The 13,559-nt window shown below is 70.7% G+C and carries 14 protein-coding genes; 7 read left to right on the top strand and 7 right to left on the bottom strand.

Features of this window, described 5'->3' with window-relative positions; genetic code table 11:
• Positions 1 to 56 precede the first annotated feature (56 nt).
• Positions 57 to 671, bottom strand: coding sequence for an SDR family oxidoreductase (locus ACIRP7_RS06195; RefSeq protein ID WP_403654570.1), 615 nt, complete (start codon positions 669 to 671; stop codon positions 57 to 59).
• A complete protein-coding gene (locus tag ACIRP7_RS06190; protein ID WP_403654568.1) occupies positions 668 to 2,254 on the bottom strand; it encodes an ISL3 family transposase in 1,587 nt (528 codons plus the stop codon). Before ACIRP7_RS06190 ends, ACIRP7_RS06195 begins: the two co-directional genes overlap by 4 nt.
• A gap of 65 nt (positions 2,255 to 2,319) precedes the next feature.
• Here ACIRP7_RS06190 and ACIRP7_RS06185 point away from each other — a divergent pair, with 65 nt between their 5' ends.
• Positions 2,320 to 2,724: a sensor histidine kinase gene (locus tag ACIRP7_RS06185; RefSeq protein WP_403654566.1), complete on the top strand. Its 405-nt coding sequence runs from the start codon at positions 2,320 to 2,322 to the stop codon at positions 2,722 to 2,724.
• Positions 2,721 to 3,386, top strand: a complete 666-nt coding sequence (locus tag ACIRP7_RS06180) for a response regulator (RefSeq protein ID WP_403654564.1) — start codon at positions 2,721 to 2,723, stop codon at positions 3,384 to 3,386. Before ACIRP7_RS06185 ends, ACIRP7_RS06180 begins: the two co-directional genes overlap by 4 nt.
• A gap of 905 nt (positions 3,387 to 4,291) precedes the next feature.
• On the opposite strand, the gene ACIRP7_RS06175 is transcribed toward ACIRP7_RS06180, so the two are convergent.
• Positions 4,292 to 5,257, bottom strand: coding sequence for a pirin family protein (locus ACIRP7_RS06175; protein WP_403654562.1), 966 nt, complete (start codon positions 5,255 to 5,257; stop codon positions 4,292 to 4,294).
• A gap of 92 nt (positions 5,258 to 5,349) precedes the next feature.
• Between ACIRP7_RS06175 and ACIRP7_RS06170 the strand changes: the two genes are divergently transcribed.
• From ACIRP7_RS06170 to ACIRP7_RS06160, 3 genes are read left to right on the top strand one after another with little or no spacing between them, the layout of a single operon-like run.
• Entirely contained in the window at positions 5,350 to 5,832 is a 483-nt protein-coding gene (locus tag ACIRP7_RS06170; RefSeq protein WP_403654560.1) for a MarR family winged helix-turn-helix transcriptional regulator, read from the top strand.
• Positions 5,829 to 6,299: a MarR family winged helix-turn-helix transcriptional regulator gene (locus tag ACIRP7_RS06165; protein ID WP_403654558.1), complete on the top strand. Its 471-nt coding sequence runs from the start codon at positions 5,829 to 5,831 to the stop codon at positions 6,297 to 6,299. The genes ACIRP7_RS06170 and ACIRP7_RS06165 overlap by 4 nt, the downstream gene beginning before the upstream one ends.
• A 55-nt stretch (positions 6,300 to 6,354) precedes the next feature.
• Positions 6,355 to 6,696, top strand: a complete 342-nt coding sequence (locus ACIRP7_RS06160; protein ID WP_352384694.1) for a tetratricopeptide repeat protein — start codon at positions 6,355 to 6,357, stop codon at positions 6,694 to 6,696.
• A 53-nt stretch (positions 6,697 to 6,749) separates the two neighbouring features.
• Here the strand turns inward: ACIRP7_RS06160 and ACIRP7_RS06155 are convergent, their stop codons facing one another.
• A complete protein-coding gene (locus ACIRP7_RS06155; RefSeq protein WP_403654555.1) occupies positions 6,750 to 8,141 on the bottom strand; it encodes a PepSY-associated TM helix domain-containing protein in 1,392 nt (463 codons plus the stop codon).
• A 124-nt stretch (positions 8,142 to 8,265) separates the two neighbouring features.
• Between ACIRP7_RS06155 and ACIRP7_RS06150 the strand changes: the two genes are divergently transcribed.
• Entirely contained in the window at positions 8,266 to 8,922 is a 657-nt protein-coding gene (locus tag ACIRP7_RS06150; RefSeq protein ID WP_403654553.1) for a peptide deformylase, read from the top strand.
• On the opposite strand, the gene ACIRP7_RS06145 is transcribed toward ACIRP7_RS06150, so the two are convergent.
• A complete protein-coding gene (locus tag ACIRP7_RS06145) occupies positions 8,919 to 10,358 on the bottom strand; it encodes a dihydrolipoyl dehydrogenase family protein (protein ID WP_403654551.1) in 1,440 nt (479 codons plus the stop codon). The two genes, ACIRP7_RS06150 and ACIRP7_RS06145, sit on opposite strands and share 4 nt — an antisense overlap.
• Positions 10,359 to 10,502: 144 nt before the next feature.
• On the opposite strand from ACIRP7_RS06145, the gene trxA reads away from it, so the two are divergent.
• On the top strand, positions 10,503 to 10,889 hold the full coding sequence (trxA, locus tag ACIRP7_RS06140) for a thioredoxin (protein WP_389996553.1): 387 nt from the start codon (positions 10,503 to 10,505) through the stop codon (positions 10,887 to 10,889).
• 9 nt (positions 10,890 to 10,898) lie between these two features.
• On the opposite strand, the gene ACIRP7_RS06135 is transcribed toward trxA, so the two are convergent.
• Both ACIRP7_RS06135 and ACIRP7_RS06130 read right to left on the bottom strand, forming a co-directional pair.
• The gene (locus tag ACIRP7_RS06135) at positions 10,899 to 12,335 is read right to left on the bottom strand and encodes a benzaldehyde dehydrogenase (RefSeq protein ID WP_403654549.1); all 1,437 of its coding nucleotides are present in this window, start codon (positions 12,333 to 12,335) and stop codon (positions 10,899 to 10,901) included.
• Positions 12,336 to 12,365: 30 nt separating this feature from the next.
• A complete protein-coding gene (locus ACIRP7_RS06130) occupies positions 12,366 to 13,544 on the bottom strand; it encodes a 4-hydroxybenzoate 3-monooxygenase (protein ID WP_403654547.1) in 1,179 nt (392 codons plus the stop codon).
• Between the last annotated feature and the right edge of the window lie 15 nt (positions 13,545 to 13,559).

Below are 13,559 nucleotides of genomic sequence, written 5' to 3'. Positions count from 1 at the left end.
AAGAGCGAACGAGATGCTCGGCCGGATCCGACTGTTCGGCCCGGGAACCATGCGGGTCACGGGGCGAACAGACCGGGCTCGTGAGCGAGGGCGGCCTTGGCGCGCCGGCTGAGATCGTCCGCGACGATCTCCGACCGGCCTTTTTCCAGCCCGTCGAGAACGATCCGCACGAACTCGGCCGGATGGGTCTTCTCGACATCCAGCGCCGCGGTCATGTCGGTGTCGACCATTCCGACATGGACGCCGGTGACAGTGGTTCCCTGGGCCCTCAGCTCCAGCCGTATCCCGTTCGTGAGGCTCCACTGCGCTGCTTTGCTCACCGCATAGGAGCTGCTTCCCGGATAGGTGAACCAGGAAGCGGCTGACAGGATGTTGACGATGGCGCCCCCGCCGTTGCGAGCGAGCACCGGGGAGAAGGCGCGGACCATCGCCAGCGTCCCGAACACGTTGGTCTCGATCTCCGCCCGGATCTTGTCGAGATCGCCGGTCACGACGTCCTGGGCGTGGGCGACCCCCGCGTTGTTGACGAGCAGGTTCACGTCCTGGGCCTGCTCGGCCACGGCGGACACGGACTGCGGGTCGGTGATGTCGAGAGGCAGCGCCACCACCCCCGGGACGGTGATCCGTTCGGCATTGCGCGCTGTGGCGTGATTTTCGTAGGCGGAGATCATCTGGGTGCGGTGGTCGGCCGGCCCGCGTAACGGCGGCGGAGGTGGGCGATCAGGACGACGCGGTGGCGCAGGAGTGGAACACCGGCGCGTCCTGCCATCAGGCGTTTTTGGAGTTTGACGTCGGTGATGCGGCCTTCGTTGACGCCGGAGTTGTAGGTGGTGGAGATTCCCTGGGTGACGGCGTGCTGGTCTTCGCGTAGGGCTCCGGCGATACCAGCAAGTGGTGGCAGTCCGCTGTGGGAGAGCTCGTCGAGCCAGGCCGGCAAGGGTGCGGCGTCGCGGTTGGCGAGCATGGCGGCGAACCGGCGGACCAGGTCGTGGGTGTGCTTGAGTTCCGGACAGTGATCGAGGAGCCGGTGCAGGCGGTGGGTGACGTGCAGGCCGCGGTGATCCGGGTGGGAGGTGATCCAGCAAGCGGTCTCGCGCGGGGATGGCGGGCGCTCGCGGGGCTGGTCGAGCGGCAGTCCGCGTCGCAGGGGAGCGATGGCCATCTTCACGCGCTGGTAGTGCCCGAGGTAGCCCTTGGTGCGGAGTTCCTGATGGAGGATCATCGCGTTGTGTTCCCCTTGGTCCCAGCGTTGTTGCAGGTAGTCGCGGTAGGGATCCAGGGTGGAGGGCTTGCGGGGTGGGCGGCGAACGACCTCCTGCCAGTTGCGGGCGCGGGCATACTTGCCCACGGTGCGGCGGTCCAGGCCGAGCTCTCGGGCCACGGCGCTGTAGCTCCGGCCGGATCCGGTCAGGGTGTGGACGGCCTGGAACAGTCTTTTGGCGTGCTGCTCGGCTCGTGTGTCCGCTGCGGCGTTCTCGGTGGCTTCTTCGTCTGGTGCCGGATCGGCCTCTTCGGTCGGCAGGAGGGCTGTGGGCAGGCAGCTTCGGTGGGCGGCGGCGATGTCCTGGACGCGACGCGACAGTCCTTGCCACAGGTGGAAGCGGTCGCTGACCTGCATGGCTTCGGGGGCGCCGACGGCGATGCCCTGCCGGTAGGTCAGCGAGCCGTCGCGGCATACGATCTCGACGCCGGGATGCTCACGAAGCCAGCGGCTGAGTTGTTCGGCGTCCCGGCCCTCCCAGAGCGTGAGGGGCAGACGGGTGGTGGCATCGACCAGGAGGGTTCCGTAGGTGTCGCTGTAGAGGGCGAAGTCGTCCACGCCCAGCACCCGCGGGGTGACAAGGGTTGGCAGCGGCATCCGCATCAACTGCGACAGGACGGTGCATCGCGAGAGCGTGACGTTCAGGACGCTCAGCATGCGGGCGCCTCCCCGGCCTGCCAGCAACACCCCCGCTGCCTCGACCACCTGCTGCAGCAGCGGCGTGCGCCGTTGGTAACGCACGGTCAGACCCGGTACCTGCTCGGCGAACGTCACCTTTTCGCAAGCGGCGTTCTCGCAGTACAGACGGCGCACGCTCAGCTCGATCAGCACGGCGCGGTCGCCCAGTGACGTATCGCCGAGCCGTCTGACGTATCGGCTGTGACACCATCCGCTCGGCGTCCCGCAGCCCGTACACGGCGCGGGAGCAAGGGACCGCGTACGCGCACGGACAACCACCACAGGTCCGGAGCCGTCGACCGAGAAGACCGACACGCCCGCCAAGTGCGGTAACAGGTAAGGAAGTTCAACAGAACACACTGAAAGGCTGCCCGCTATGCGTGCCGGCCGACCACGGCACCCAGATGATCTCCGCCTACGAAAATCTTGCCAGAGCCCTCACCGTGTACCGCGTCGTGCAGGAGTCGCTGACCAACACGCTCAAGCACGCGGGGATCGGCACCTCCGCCGAAGTCACCCTCGGCGTCGAAGAGGGAGAGGTACGGATCCGGGTCGCCGACACCGGCGCACCGCCAGGGGCTCCCCCGCCGCCGAAGCCGGCAGCACAGGACCACGACGCCGGCCACGGCCTGGTCGGCATCCGCCAGCGTGCCGCCATGTACGGCGGCACCGTCATCATCGGACCTCGCGACACCGGACACGGCTGGGTGGTGGACGTCGTACTCGACGTACCCTCCGCACCCACATCGTCCGCAACGGAAGCACCGGGAGAACACCACCCATGACCACCGTGCTGATCGCCGACGACCAGCCCCTCCAGCGCATGGGCGTGCGCATGCTCCTGGAGGGCACCCCGGGCCTGGACCCGGTCGGCGAGGCCGGGCACGGTGCCGAGGCCGTCCGAATGGCCGCCGAACTCCGCCCCGACGTCGTCCTCATGGACATCCGCATGCCCGGCATGGACGGCATCGAGGCCACCCGCCGCATCGTCGCCGTCGGCGGCCGCACTCGCGTCCTCATCGTCACCACCTTCGACCTCGACGAGTACGCCTACGACGGCCTGCGCGCCGGCGCCAGCGGCTTCCTGCTCAAGGACGCCCGCCCCGAAGAACTCATCGCCGGTATCCACGCGGTCGCCACCGGCGACGCCGTCGTGGCCCCCCGCCTGACCCGCCGTCTCCTCGACGCCTACGCCCACCAGGTCCTCGCACCGGCCGACGCCGCCCTCGGGGACCCCCGGCTGCAGACCCTCAGCGACCGCGAACGCGAGGTCCTGATCGCCATCGGCCAGGGCTGGACGAACACGGAGATCGCCGAACGGCTCGTCCTCACCGAATCCACCGTCAAGAAGCACGTCGGCCGCGTCCTCGCCAAGATCGGGGCCCGTGACCGCATCCAGGCTGTGATCACGGCGTACGACGCCGGGCTGGTCAGGGCCAAGCCATAGCCCGGGAGGCCCGGTCGGGATGTCTGGCGGCGGTGGCCCGGGCCCTCGGGTGCCACGTCCTTCCACTACCCGGCGCGCGGCTGCCCCGGTTGGCCGAGGCAGGGGGCGCGACCGTTTGCGATCTTCGCGCACCCACCGACGCACTGGGGCCGGTCACGGGACGCACAGGGAGGCGAGCCCCCGCACCCGTTGGTCAACGGAGACCCCCGCCTTGGCGACCTGGCTGCGGCCCGGCCGCGGTAGCGGACGGAATGAGACTGCTCGACCGAAGAGTCTGCCCTCCACGTGCAGCCCGGCCACCTTCGTCCACGCTCCGAGGCCGGAGCAGATGAGAGCTGGTGCATGTGACGTCGCTGACGTCGACGCACTTGCCGCTGTGGACTGCGGCGAGTTGATAGTCCTGACTGTTCCCGAGTGCGGTGACGCTTCTCAGGAGCAGGACCACCAGCACGACGAGGCTGCGAGACAGGCCGACTCGTCGGCGCCGGCCCCCGAACAAGATCCGGACCATACCCGGGCCGAAAGCCGCTCTCCGCTTCCAGCGGGGTCATTTCCGCAGCGCACTTCGCATCGGACGAAGAGTGCAGTGCGAGGTGAGCAGTGACGACACCTGGCCTTGTCGACTCCGCACAAGGCGACAGCGCGAGGCACGTGAATCCGCGCCAATCGACTCTGCTCCGAAGGGAACCTTCACCGTCGCCTGACGGGGCATCAGGAAAGGCAGCAAAAGTCAGCAAGAGCTCTGCCGCAGCCGCCCACAGACGGCCACACCGTGGAATCGCCGCCCACACGGGCCCAGACGGCAACGCGGTCGACTGCCCTCCGACAAGCGGTCGACCGGCGAAGGTGTTGCCCGGCCGCGCCCCACTCGATAACGCCGCCGACACGCCAGGCATCCCTGCAGGTCAGCGCACCCTGCCCCGCGGCTTCAACGGCAGCGGCGGCAGTTCCGGAGCGGGCAGCGGATCGCCGTCGTAGCCCTTCACCTCACCGAAGCGGGAACCCGTCATCCAGTCCTGACGCGCCTGCTCGATCTCCTCCTGGGACCGGCCGATCCAGTTCCAGAACATGACGAGCTCCTCCTCGAACGGCTCGCCGCCGAGGAGCATCAGGCCCGCGTCGGACTCGGCGCGCAGCGGGAGTTCGGTGCGGCCGCAGCCGAGGTAGAGCATCGAGCCGGGCAGCACCGCCACCCCGTCCACGTGGGCCTCGCCGGACATGGACAGGACGGCGTACTCGAAGTCCGGTTCCAGCGGCAGGCGTACGTCCGTGCCGCTGGCGAGGCTCAGGTCGGCGCCGACGATGGGGGTGTACGCCGTTCCGGGTGAGCGTGCGCCGTCGAGCTCGCCCAGGATCAGCGTGGCCGTCAGGCCGGGGGCCGTGATCTGCGGCAGCCCGGTGTGGTGCTCGAAGTGCGGGTCGGTGTGGCGGTGCCCGTCCGGGAGGGCTACCCAGAGCTGCGCGCCGTGCAGGAACCGGGCGTGGGACTTCGGGCTCTCCTCGGAGTGGCTGATCGCGCGGCCGGAGGTCATCAGGCCCAGCTCACGGGGGCGGATGGTCTGGAGGCTGCCGGTGGAGTCACGGTGCAGGACCTCGCCCTGGTGCAGCCAGCTCACGGTCTGGAGGCCCATGTGCGGGTGCGGGGGCACCTGCATGCCCGGCTCGTCGGCGATGTCGTCGGGGCCGTAGTGATCGACGAAGCACCAAGCGCCGACCATGCGGCGGCCCAGGTTGGGCAGCAGTCGGCGCACCTCACTGGACTCGCCCAGCTTCACGCGGCGGGGGCTGAGGAGTTCGCGCACGGGTTCCGCCACCACGAAGCCGCGGCCGCCGCACAGGGAGGGAACCGCCTGGCGATCAAGATTGCTCATGTCGCCCAACCTAGACCCGTGAGACGTTTCCCGTCAGGCCGTCCCGCCGAGAATAGTAGCCATGGACATAGTATCCATGTACCGTATCGAGCATGAGTACGACATCCGAGGACGCCACGCCCGGTTTCCTGGTCTGGCGACTGTCGATGAAATGGCGGGTCGCGGTCGACCGTGCGGTGGCGCCGCTCGGCCTGACACACGCCCAGTACTCGCTGGTGGCCTCGCTGTACGGCATGCAGCGCGGCGGCGAACGCCCCAGCCAGCGACGCCTGGCCGACCAGACCGGCCTGGAACCGCTCTACGTCTCCAAGCTGGCGCGCTCCCTGGAGAGCGCCGGGCTCCTGGAGCGCGCCCGCGACCCGCGCGACCCGCGCGCGGTGCAACTGGCGCTCACCGAGGAGGGCCGCGAGCGCACCCGGCAGGCCATCGAGGTCGTCCAGGGGCTCCTGGAGCAACTGCTGGCACCGCTCGGCGGCCTGGACAGCGCGCGCACGCGGGAGTTCAGGCGTGAGCTGACAGCCCTGCTCGACGCACCTCTCGATCCGACGAACGAGAACCTCAAGGAGCAGTCATGACCACCACCACTCCCACCGCCACTGCCGTCCTCAACCCCCGCGTCATAGCCCTGGCCCACTACGCGGCCCGCGCGGTTCTCGAGAAGGTCCTGGCCCGCCACGGCGTGACCTTCCAGCAGTCCGTCACCTTGCGACTGGCCGCCGTCGCGGAGGGGCCGGTCGAGCGTGACCGCATCGCCGGGGACGTCGTCGGCGCTCTGAAGATCGACGCGGCGGAGGCGCACTCCGTGGTCGACGAGCTCGTCTCCGCCGGACTGCTGGCTCCCCATGAGTCGCCCCATGAGTCGCCCCAGGTGCGGATCACGGACGCCGGCCGGGAGCTGTTCGAGACGACGTCCGCCGAGACCGCCCCCGTCACCGCCCGGGTCTACGCCGACATCCCCGCGGAGGATCTCGCGGTCGCCGGACGCGTACTGAGCCTCATCACCGAGCGCGCGGACGCGGAGCTCGCCGCCCTGGCCGAGTAGTGGAATATTGAACTACCCGGTTCCGTTGACGGCCTCGAAGGCTTAGGAGGCACGAGTGGAGACCACGTACTACGACCACGGAACACCGGCGGAGCGCTGGGAGCGCGCGCAAATGTTCTTCGACGCCAAGGAGTACGCCACGGCGGCGCGCGTCCTGGACGGACTGGTCGAGGAGGTTCCGGAGCAGACCGGGCCGCGGCTGCTGCTGGCGCGCGCCTACTACCACTCGGCCCAACTGCGGCGCGCGGAGAGCGAGTTGCGGGTGATCGTCGAGCGGGACCCGGTCGAGCAGTACGCCCGGCTGATGCTCGGCCGCACCCTTGAGCGGCAGGGCAGGCAAGAGGAGGCCGAGCCCCATCTGCGCCTCGCCTCGGCGCTGGCGGGCGACTTCGAGTAGGCCTCGACGACACATGGGCCCGGTTCCGCACAGGAGCCGGGCCCACGTCCGTCTCAGGCCGTCGCGTTCCTCTGCCCCCGCCGATGGGCGATCTCGCCGAGGACCACGTCGGCGACGATGAAGCCGGCCAGTGGAATGCCGAGCAGCGGCACGAAGTAGCCGAGGACGGCGACCAGTACCACGCCGGGCACCAGGATCTGCGGCGGGACCTGCTGCCAGGCGCCGCGTGGGATCGGCCGGCCGAAGGCGGATCCCCGGCCGCGCTGCCACCACATGCGGTAGCCCCACACGATCAGCAGGACCAGCGAGAGTGCGAGCAGCATCAGGGCGATCTGGTTGACCAGCCCGAACAGAACACCGGTGTGCAGGTCGATGCCCCAGCGGGTCAGCTTGGCGAGCAGCGGGTAGTCCGCGAACCGCAGCGTGTCGGTGACCTTGCCGGTGGCCGGGTCGACGGCGACCGAGTCCTGCTTCTCGGGCCAGCCGCGCTGCACCTGCCGTACGACATAGGCCGACGAGGCGTCGGCGGGCGGGACGATCTCGACCGGGTCGCCGAGACCTTCGGCGCGGGCGGCGGCCAGCACCTTGTCGAGGCCTACGCCGTGCTCGGCGTCCCCGGCCGAGGCGGACGCGCCGTGGCCCGAGTGGTCGCCGCCCGCAGCCGAGGAGACCGAGGGCGTGGACTGGCCCAGCGAGGTGCGCAGTTCGTCGATGGTGGCGCCGGCGTACGTCGACCAGGTCAGTCCGGTCGCCGACAGGAAGACGAAGCCGGCCGCGGCCCAGACGCCGACGGTGCCGTGCAGCCCGAGAGTGCGGCGCCGCCCGCTGGCGCCCCGGACCTTGCGCAGGGCGCGGCGGCGGGAGAACCACAGCACGATGCCGCCGCCCGCGATCACCCACAGCCAGCTGGCGGCGAACTCGCTGTAGAGGCGGCCATTCTCGCCGAGGTGGAGGTCGCGGTGGAACTCGTCGATCCAGGTGCGCAGCGGCAGTGCGCCGGTCGAGCCGTACTGCTCCAGCGCGCCGCGGACCTTGCCGGTGTACGGGTCGACGAACACGGCCAGGGTGTGGTTCGGGTCGACTCCCTTCACGCCGGACAGCATCACCCTGGTCGTCGCGTCGGCCGCGGGCGAGGGCCGTATCGCCGAGACCGTGCCCTCGGGGTGGGCCTTGCGGGCGGCGTCCACCTGGTCGGAGATGGGCAGTTCGGCGTCACCGACGGCGATGGTCATCTCGTGCCGGTAGACGATCTTCTCGGCCTGGAAGGCGCCCGCGTACAGGAAGCCGGTGACGGCGGCGATGAGCAGGAAGGGGGCGACGAACACACCGGCGTAGAAGTGCAGACGCAGCACGAGCGGGCGCAGCGGGGCCCATCTGCTCGGGGTCGGCGCCGGGGCGACCGGTTGCGCGGCCTCGTCCGTGGACGTCGGGGGGGCGATGGACATCGGCGGTTCTCCGAGGACTGGGGACGGACGGTGGCGGTCCAGTAGTCGGAGAGCGGGGACGCCGAGTTCCCGGCACTTCCAGTGACCTGCGTCACACACGTGGTTCTCGTGACATCCTGGCGCGATGGCAACTCCGAGTCACCGCAAGCCCCTTGCCGAACTGGTCGAGGAACTCCTCAGCACGGACGGCCCGCTCCCGATCGTCGCGGCCGGCGATCCGGTGCTGCGCCAGGGCATCGAGCCTTACGACGGCCACCTGGACGGCACCCTCCTGTCCCGTTTCGTCGAGGCCCTCCGCATCACGATGCACGCGGCGCCCGGCGTGGGGCTCGCCGCCCCTCAGGTCGGAGTCCCCCTGCGGATCGCGGTGATCGAGGACCCCGCGCCGGTTCCCGAGGAGATCCGGCTGGCGCGTGGACGCGTCCCGCAGCCGTTCCGGGTACTGGTCAATCCGTCGTACGAGCCGGTCGGCACCGGGCGGGTGGCGTTCTTCGAGGGGTGTCTGAGCGTGCCGGGGTGGCAGGCCGTGGTGTCGCGGCCCGCCGAGGTCCGGCTCAGGTGCGAGGACGAGAACGGCCGCGCGGTCGACGAGGTGTTCCGCGGGTGGCCCGCGCGGATCGTCCAGCACGAGACGGACCACCTCGACGGAGTGCTCTACCTCGACCGCGCCGAGCTGCGCTCGCTGTCCTCGAACCAGGCGATGGCCGAGCGCTGGACGCAGCCGACGCCGGAGCAGGCGGCCGCGTCCCTCGGCTTCGAACTGCCTCAGGCGTACCTCTAGTTGTCCCGGTAGGCCTCCAGCAGCCGCAGCCACACCTCGCTGATCGTCGGGTACGACGGGACCGCGTGCCACAGCCTGCTGATCGGGACCTGGCCGGCGACCGCGATCGTCGCGGAGTGGATCAGTTCGCCGACGCCGGGGCCGACGAAGGTGACGCCGAGGAGGATCTCGCGTTCCAGGTCGACGACCATGCGGGCGCGGCCACGGTAGCCGTCGCCGTAGAGACCGGCGCCCGACACGGACGCGAGGTCGTAGTCGACCGCGCGGACCCGGTGGCCGGCCTGTTCGGCCTCCGCCAGGGAGAGGCCCACGGAGGCGGCCTCGGGGTCGGTGAAGACGACCTGGGGCACGGCGTCGTGGTCGGCGGTGGCGGCGTGGGCGCCCCACGGGTCCGCCTGGACCGCGGTGCCCGAGGCGCGGGCGGAGATGGCGGCTCCGGCGATGCGGGCCTGGTACTTGCCCTGGTGGGTGAGGAGCGCGCGGTGGTTGACGTCGCCGACGGCGTAGAGCCAGTCGCTGCCGGTCACGCGGAGGCTGTCGTCGACCTCCAGCCAGCTGCCGGGTTCCCGGCCGATGGTGTCGAGGCCGATGTCGTCGGTGCGCGGGGCGCGTCCGGTGGCGAACAGGATCTCGTCGGCCTCGATGCGGTCGCCGGTGTCGGTGACGACCACGACCGTGCCGTTCTCGCGGGCGACCGACTCGACCGAGGTACCGGTGCGGACACTCACGCCCGCCTCGGTGAGCGCCTCGGCGACGAGTTCCCCGGCGAACGGCTCCATGCGGTTGAGCAGGCCCTTCCCGCGTACCAGGAGCGTCACCCGTGAGCCCAGCGCCTGCCAGGCCGTGGCCATCTCGGTGGCGACCACTCCCCCGCCGACCACGACGAGCCGCCCCGGTGCCGCCTTGGCGCTGGTCGCCTCACGGCTGGTCCACGGCTTGACCTCGTCGAGGCCCGGCAGGTCGGGCAGCACGGCGCGGGTGCCGGTGCAGACGGCCACGGCGTGCCGGGCGGTCAGCACCTTCCGTACGCCGTCCGGGCCGGTGACGGTGACCGTGCGCTCCCCGGTGAGCCGGCCGTGGCCGCGGTGGAGGTCGGCGCCGATGCTCTCCAGCCAGCCGATCTGGCCGTCGTCCTTCCAGTCCGAGGCCCAGTAGTCCCGGCGGGCGAGGACCGCGGCCGCGTCGAGGGGGCCCTGCACCGAGGCGCTCAGACCGGGCAGGCGGCGCGCGTCCGCCTGGGCGATCACCGGCCGCAGCAGTGCCTTGCTGGGCATACAGGCCCAGTAGGAGCACTCTCCGCCGACCAGTTCGCTCTCCACGACCGCGGTGGACAGGCCGGCCGCGCGGGTGCGGTCGGCCACGTTCTCCCCCACGGGTCCGGCACCGAGCACCACTACGTCGTAGGTACTGGAGGCGATGTTTTCCGTTTCCGTCATGGGCCCAGTCTGGTGGGTGGTGTGCGCTCGGGCCAGCAGGGGTACGCGCGGCGCATGTCCACAGGTGCCGGCTGTGGAATACCGGGCCGACCGGCCGTGTTGTGCCGACGGCTTCGCTCCGAGACCAGGAAGAGGGATCACGTCATGAGCAGCACCGTGGAGCTCACCAAGGAAAACTTCGACCAGATGGTCACGGACAACGAGTTCGTCCTGATCGATTTCTGGGCTGCCTGGTGCGGTCCTTGCCGCCAGTTCGCGCCGGTCTACGAGAAGGCCGCCGAGGACAACCCCGACCTGGTCTTCGGCAAGGTGGACACCGAGGCGCAGCCGGAGCTGGCCCAGGCCTTCGGTATCCAGTCGATCCCGACGCTGATGATCGTCCGCGACCAGGTCGCGGTGTTCGCCCAGCCCGGGGCGCTGCCCGAGTCCGCCCTGACGGACGTCATCGGGCAGGCCCGCAAGCTGGACATGGACGAAGTCCGCAAGTCCGTGGCCGAGCAGCAGGCCCAGGCCGGGCAGAACGGCGAGTAACGCCCCGGATCAGAAGGGGTACGTCGCCACGTCCGCGCGTACCGTCGTCCAGCGCACGTCGGTGAACGCCTCCACATTGGCCTCGCCGCCGAACCGGGCGCCAGTGCCGGACGCGGCGATACCGCCGAAGGGCGCGACCGCCTCGTCGTTCACGGTCTGGTCGTTGATGTGCACGATGCCGGTGGGGATCCGCTCCGCCAGGTCGAGGCCGCGGGCCGCGTCCCCGGTGACGATGCCGAGCGAGAGGCCGTAGGGCCCCGCGGCGGCCAGCGCGGCTGCCTCGTCGACCGAGCTGAAGGACCGTACGGGCGCGACGGGTCCGAAGACCTCCTCGGCGTAGGCGGGTGTGCTGTCGTCGAGGCCCGCGAGGACCGTCGGGCGGTAGAAGAGCCTGTCGTGCGTGCCGCCGGCGGCCAGCTTGGCGCCCTGCGCGGTGCTGGCCTCGACCAGGCCGTGCACCTTGGCGAGTTGGTTGTCGTCGATGATCGGTCCGAGGTGGACCTGTTCGCGGTTCGGGTCGCCGACGGCGAGCGAGTCGGCCTTGGCGGCCAGGCGCTCCACGTACTCCTCGTACAGCGACGCGTGGACCAGGTGGCGGCCCGTCGTCATGCAGATCTGGCCCTGGTGGAAGAAGGATCCCCAGGCCGCCGTGGAGATCACGGCCTCGATGTCGGCGTCCTCCAGGACGATCAGCGCGGAGTTGCCGCCGAGTTCCAGGTGGGCGCGCTTGAGGTGGCGTCCGGCAGCCTCGCCCACCGCGCGGCCCGCCGCGGTCGACCCGGTGAAGGAGATGACGGGGATCCGCGGGTCGGCGACCAGGGCCTGGCCGACGTCCGGGCCACCCGGCAGGACATGGAACAGTCCCTCGGGCAGCCCGGCCTCGGCGAAGACCGCGGCGAGCGAGAGGCCGCCGCAGACCGCCGTGCGCGGGTCGGGCTTGAGGATCACGGCGTTGCCGAGGGCGAGGGCGGGGGCGACCGAGCGGATCGAGAGGATCAGCGGGGCGTTGAAGGGCGAGATCACGCCCACCACGCCGACCGGGATCCGGCGCGTGTAGGACAGCCGGGGCGCTTCGCTGGGCAGGACCTGGCCGGCTGGGCGAGAGGCGAGGGCGGCTGCCTCGTAGCACTCCTGGGCGGCCACGTGCAGTTCGAAGTCGGCCTTGCCGGGGATGGACCCGGACTCCCGGACGAGCCATCCGCGCAGTTCGTCGGCGTGCGCGGCGAACAGGTCACCGGCCTTGCGCAGCACCCCGGCGCGGACGAAGTGCGGGAGCCTGGCCCACTCGGCCTGGGCGGCGCGGGCTGCCTCGGCGGAACGCTCCACGTCGGCGCCGGTGGCCAGGCCGACGGTGGCGAGCGTGTCGCCGGTGGCGGGTTCGGTGACCGCGTACTCGGGTCCTGAAAGGGGGTGGGGCTGCCAGCTCTTGGGGTCGAGCAACGACATGACGGCTCTCCGTTCGATCACCGGTGGGACTCACACGGGGAGCGGTAGTCCCGTGTAGTTCGCGGCCAGTTCGGCGGCCGCATGGCGGGATGCGGTGATGCGGCGCAGCCGTGCGAGCTGCATCCGGCTCTCGAAGGCATCCCCATTTGGTTGAGCGTGCAACATCCTAGTCATGTCATACGAGAACCGGGTGGCCTGCCACACACGAGAAAGACACAACTCCGAATAATCGTCGATCAGTTGTGTCGAGCCTGTGCGGTGCAGACCGATCAGGGCCCGGGCCAGGAGGGACACGTCCGACACGGCGAGGTTGAGGCCCTTCGCTCCGGTCGGCGGCACGATGTGCGCGGCGTCGCCGGCCAGCAGGAGACGGCCGTGCCGCATCGGTTCGTGGACGTAACTGCGCATGTGCGTCACGGACTTGGCCGTGACCGGACCTCTCGCGAGGGTCCAGTCGGCGTCGATCGCGAAGCGGGCGGCGAGCTCGTCCCAGATCCGCTCGTCGGGCCAGTCGTCCGGGTCGGTGCCGTTGGGGACCTGGAGGTAGAGCCGGGAGACCGCGGGCGAGCGCATGCTGTGCAGGGCGAAGCCGCTCTCCCCGCGGGCGTAGATCAACTCCTCGCAGGACGGGGCGACATCGGCCATGATCCCGAGCCACGAGTACGGGTAGTCGCGCTCGTACGTCCGGCTCGTCGCCGTCGGGAACGCCCCGCGCGAGATGCCGTGGAAGCCGTCGCAGCCCGCGACCCAGTCGCAGGTCAGGGTCTGTTCGCGGCCCTCGTGCCGGAACCGCACCACCGGGGTGTCGCTCTCCGGCTTCTCGACCGCCAGGGCCTCCGCCCCGAACAACAGCGGTGGCCCGTCGGCCAGGTGGAGCGCGACGAGGTCCTTCACGATCTCGGTCTGGGCGTAGACGGTGACCGTGCGGCCGCCGGTGAGGACGGGGAAGTCGAGGTGATGCCGCTCCCCGGCGAACCGCAGCTCGATGCCCTGGTGGACCAGCCCCTCCGCGTCCAGCCGAGCGGCGGCGCCGGCCGCGCGCAGGGCGTCGACCGTGCCCTGCTCCAGCATCCCGGCGCGCTGGCGGTGCTCGGCGTACTCCCGCGTCCTGCTCTCCAGGACCACGCAGTCGATGCCGGCCAGGTGCAGCAGGCGGGCGAGGAGCAGTCCGGCGGGGCCGCCGCCGATGATCCCGACCGTGGTGCGCATGGCAGGCCCTTCCGC

Source organism: Streptomyces sp. NPDC102270 (assembly GCF_044766405.1).
In the GTDB taxonomy this organism is placed as follows: Bacteria; Actinomycetota; Actinomycetes; order Streptomycetales; family Streptomycetaceae; genus Streptomyces.
This window is presented reverse-complemented; position numbering and strand designations above follow the sequence as displayed.

Coding starts and splice junctions, on each gene's coding strand:
- ACIRP7_RS06175 (WP_403654562.1), bottom strand. CDS start 5,257: ATGAGCAATCTTGATCGCCAGGCGGTTCCCTCCCTGTGCGGCGGCCGC.
- ACIRP7_RS06145 (WP_403654551.1), bottom strand. CDS start 10,358: ATGACGGAAACGGAAAACATCGCCTCCAGTACCTACGACGTAGTGGTG.
- trxA (WP_389996553.1), top strand. CDS start 10,503: ATGAGCAGCACCGTGGAGCTCACCAAGGAAAACTTCGACCAGATGGTC.
- ACIRP7_RS06165 (WP_403654558.1), top strand. CDS start 5,829: ATGACCACCACCACTCCCACCGCCACTGCCGTCCTCAACCCCCGCGTC.
- ACIRP7_RS06180 (WP_403654564.1), top strand. CDS start 2,721: ATGACCACCGTGCTGATCGCCGACGACCAGCCCCTCCAGCGCATGGGC.
- ACIRP7_RS06155 (WP_403654555.1), bottom strand. CDS start 8,141: ATGTCCATCGCCCCCCCGACGTCCACGGACGAGGCCGCGCAACCGGTC.
- ACIRP7_RS06170 (WP_403654560.1), top strand. CDS start 5,350: ATGAGTACGACATCCGAGGACGCCACGCCCGGTTTCCTGGTCTGGCGA.
- ACIRP7_RS06150 (WP_403654553.1), top strand. CDS start 8,266: ATGGCAACTCCGAGTCACCGCAAGCCCCTTGCCGAACTGGTCGAGGAA.
- ACIRP7_RS06195 (WP_403654570.1), bottom strand. CDS start 671: ATGATCTCCGCCTACGAAAATCACGCCACAGCGCGCAATGCCGAACGG.
- ACIRP7_RS06135 (WP_403654549.1), bottom strand. CDS start 12,335: ATGTCGTTGCTCGACCCCAAGAGCTGGCAGCCCCACCCCCTTTCAGGA.
- ACIRP7_RS06130 (WP_403654547.1), bottom strand. CDS start 13,544: ATGCGCACCACGGTCGGGATCATCGGCGGCGGCCCCGCCGGACTGCTC.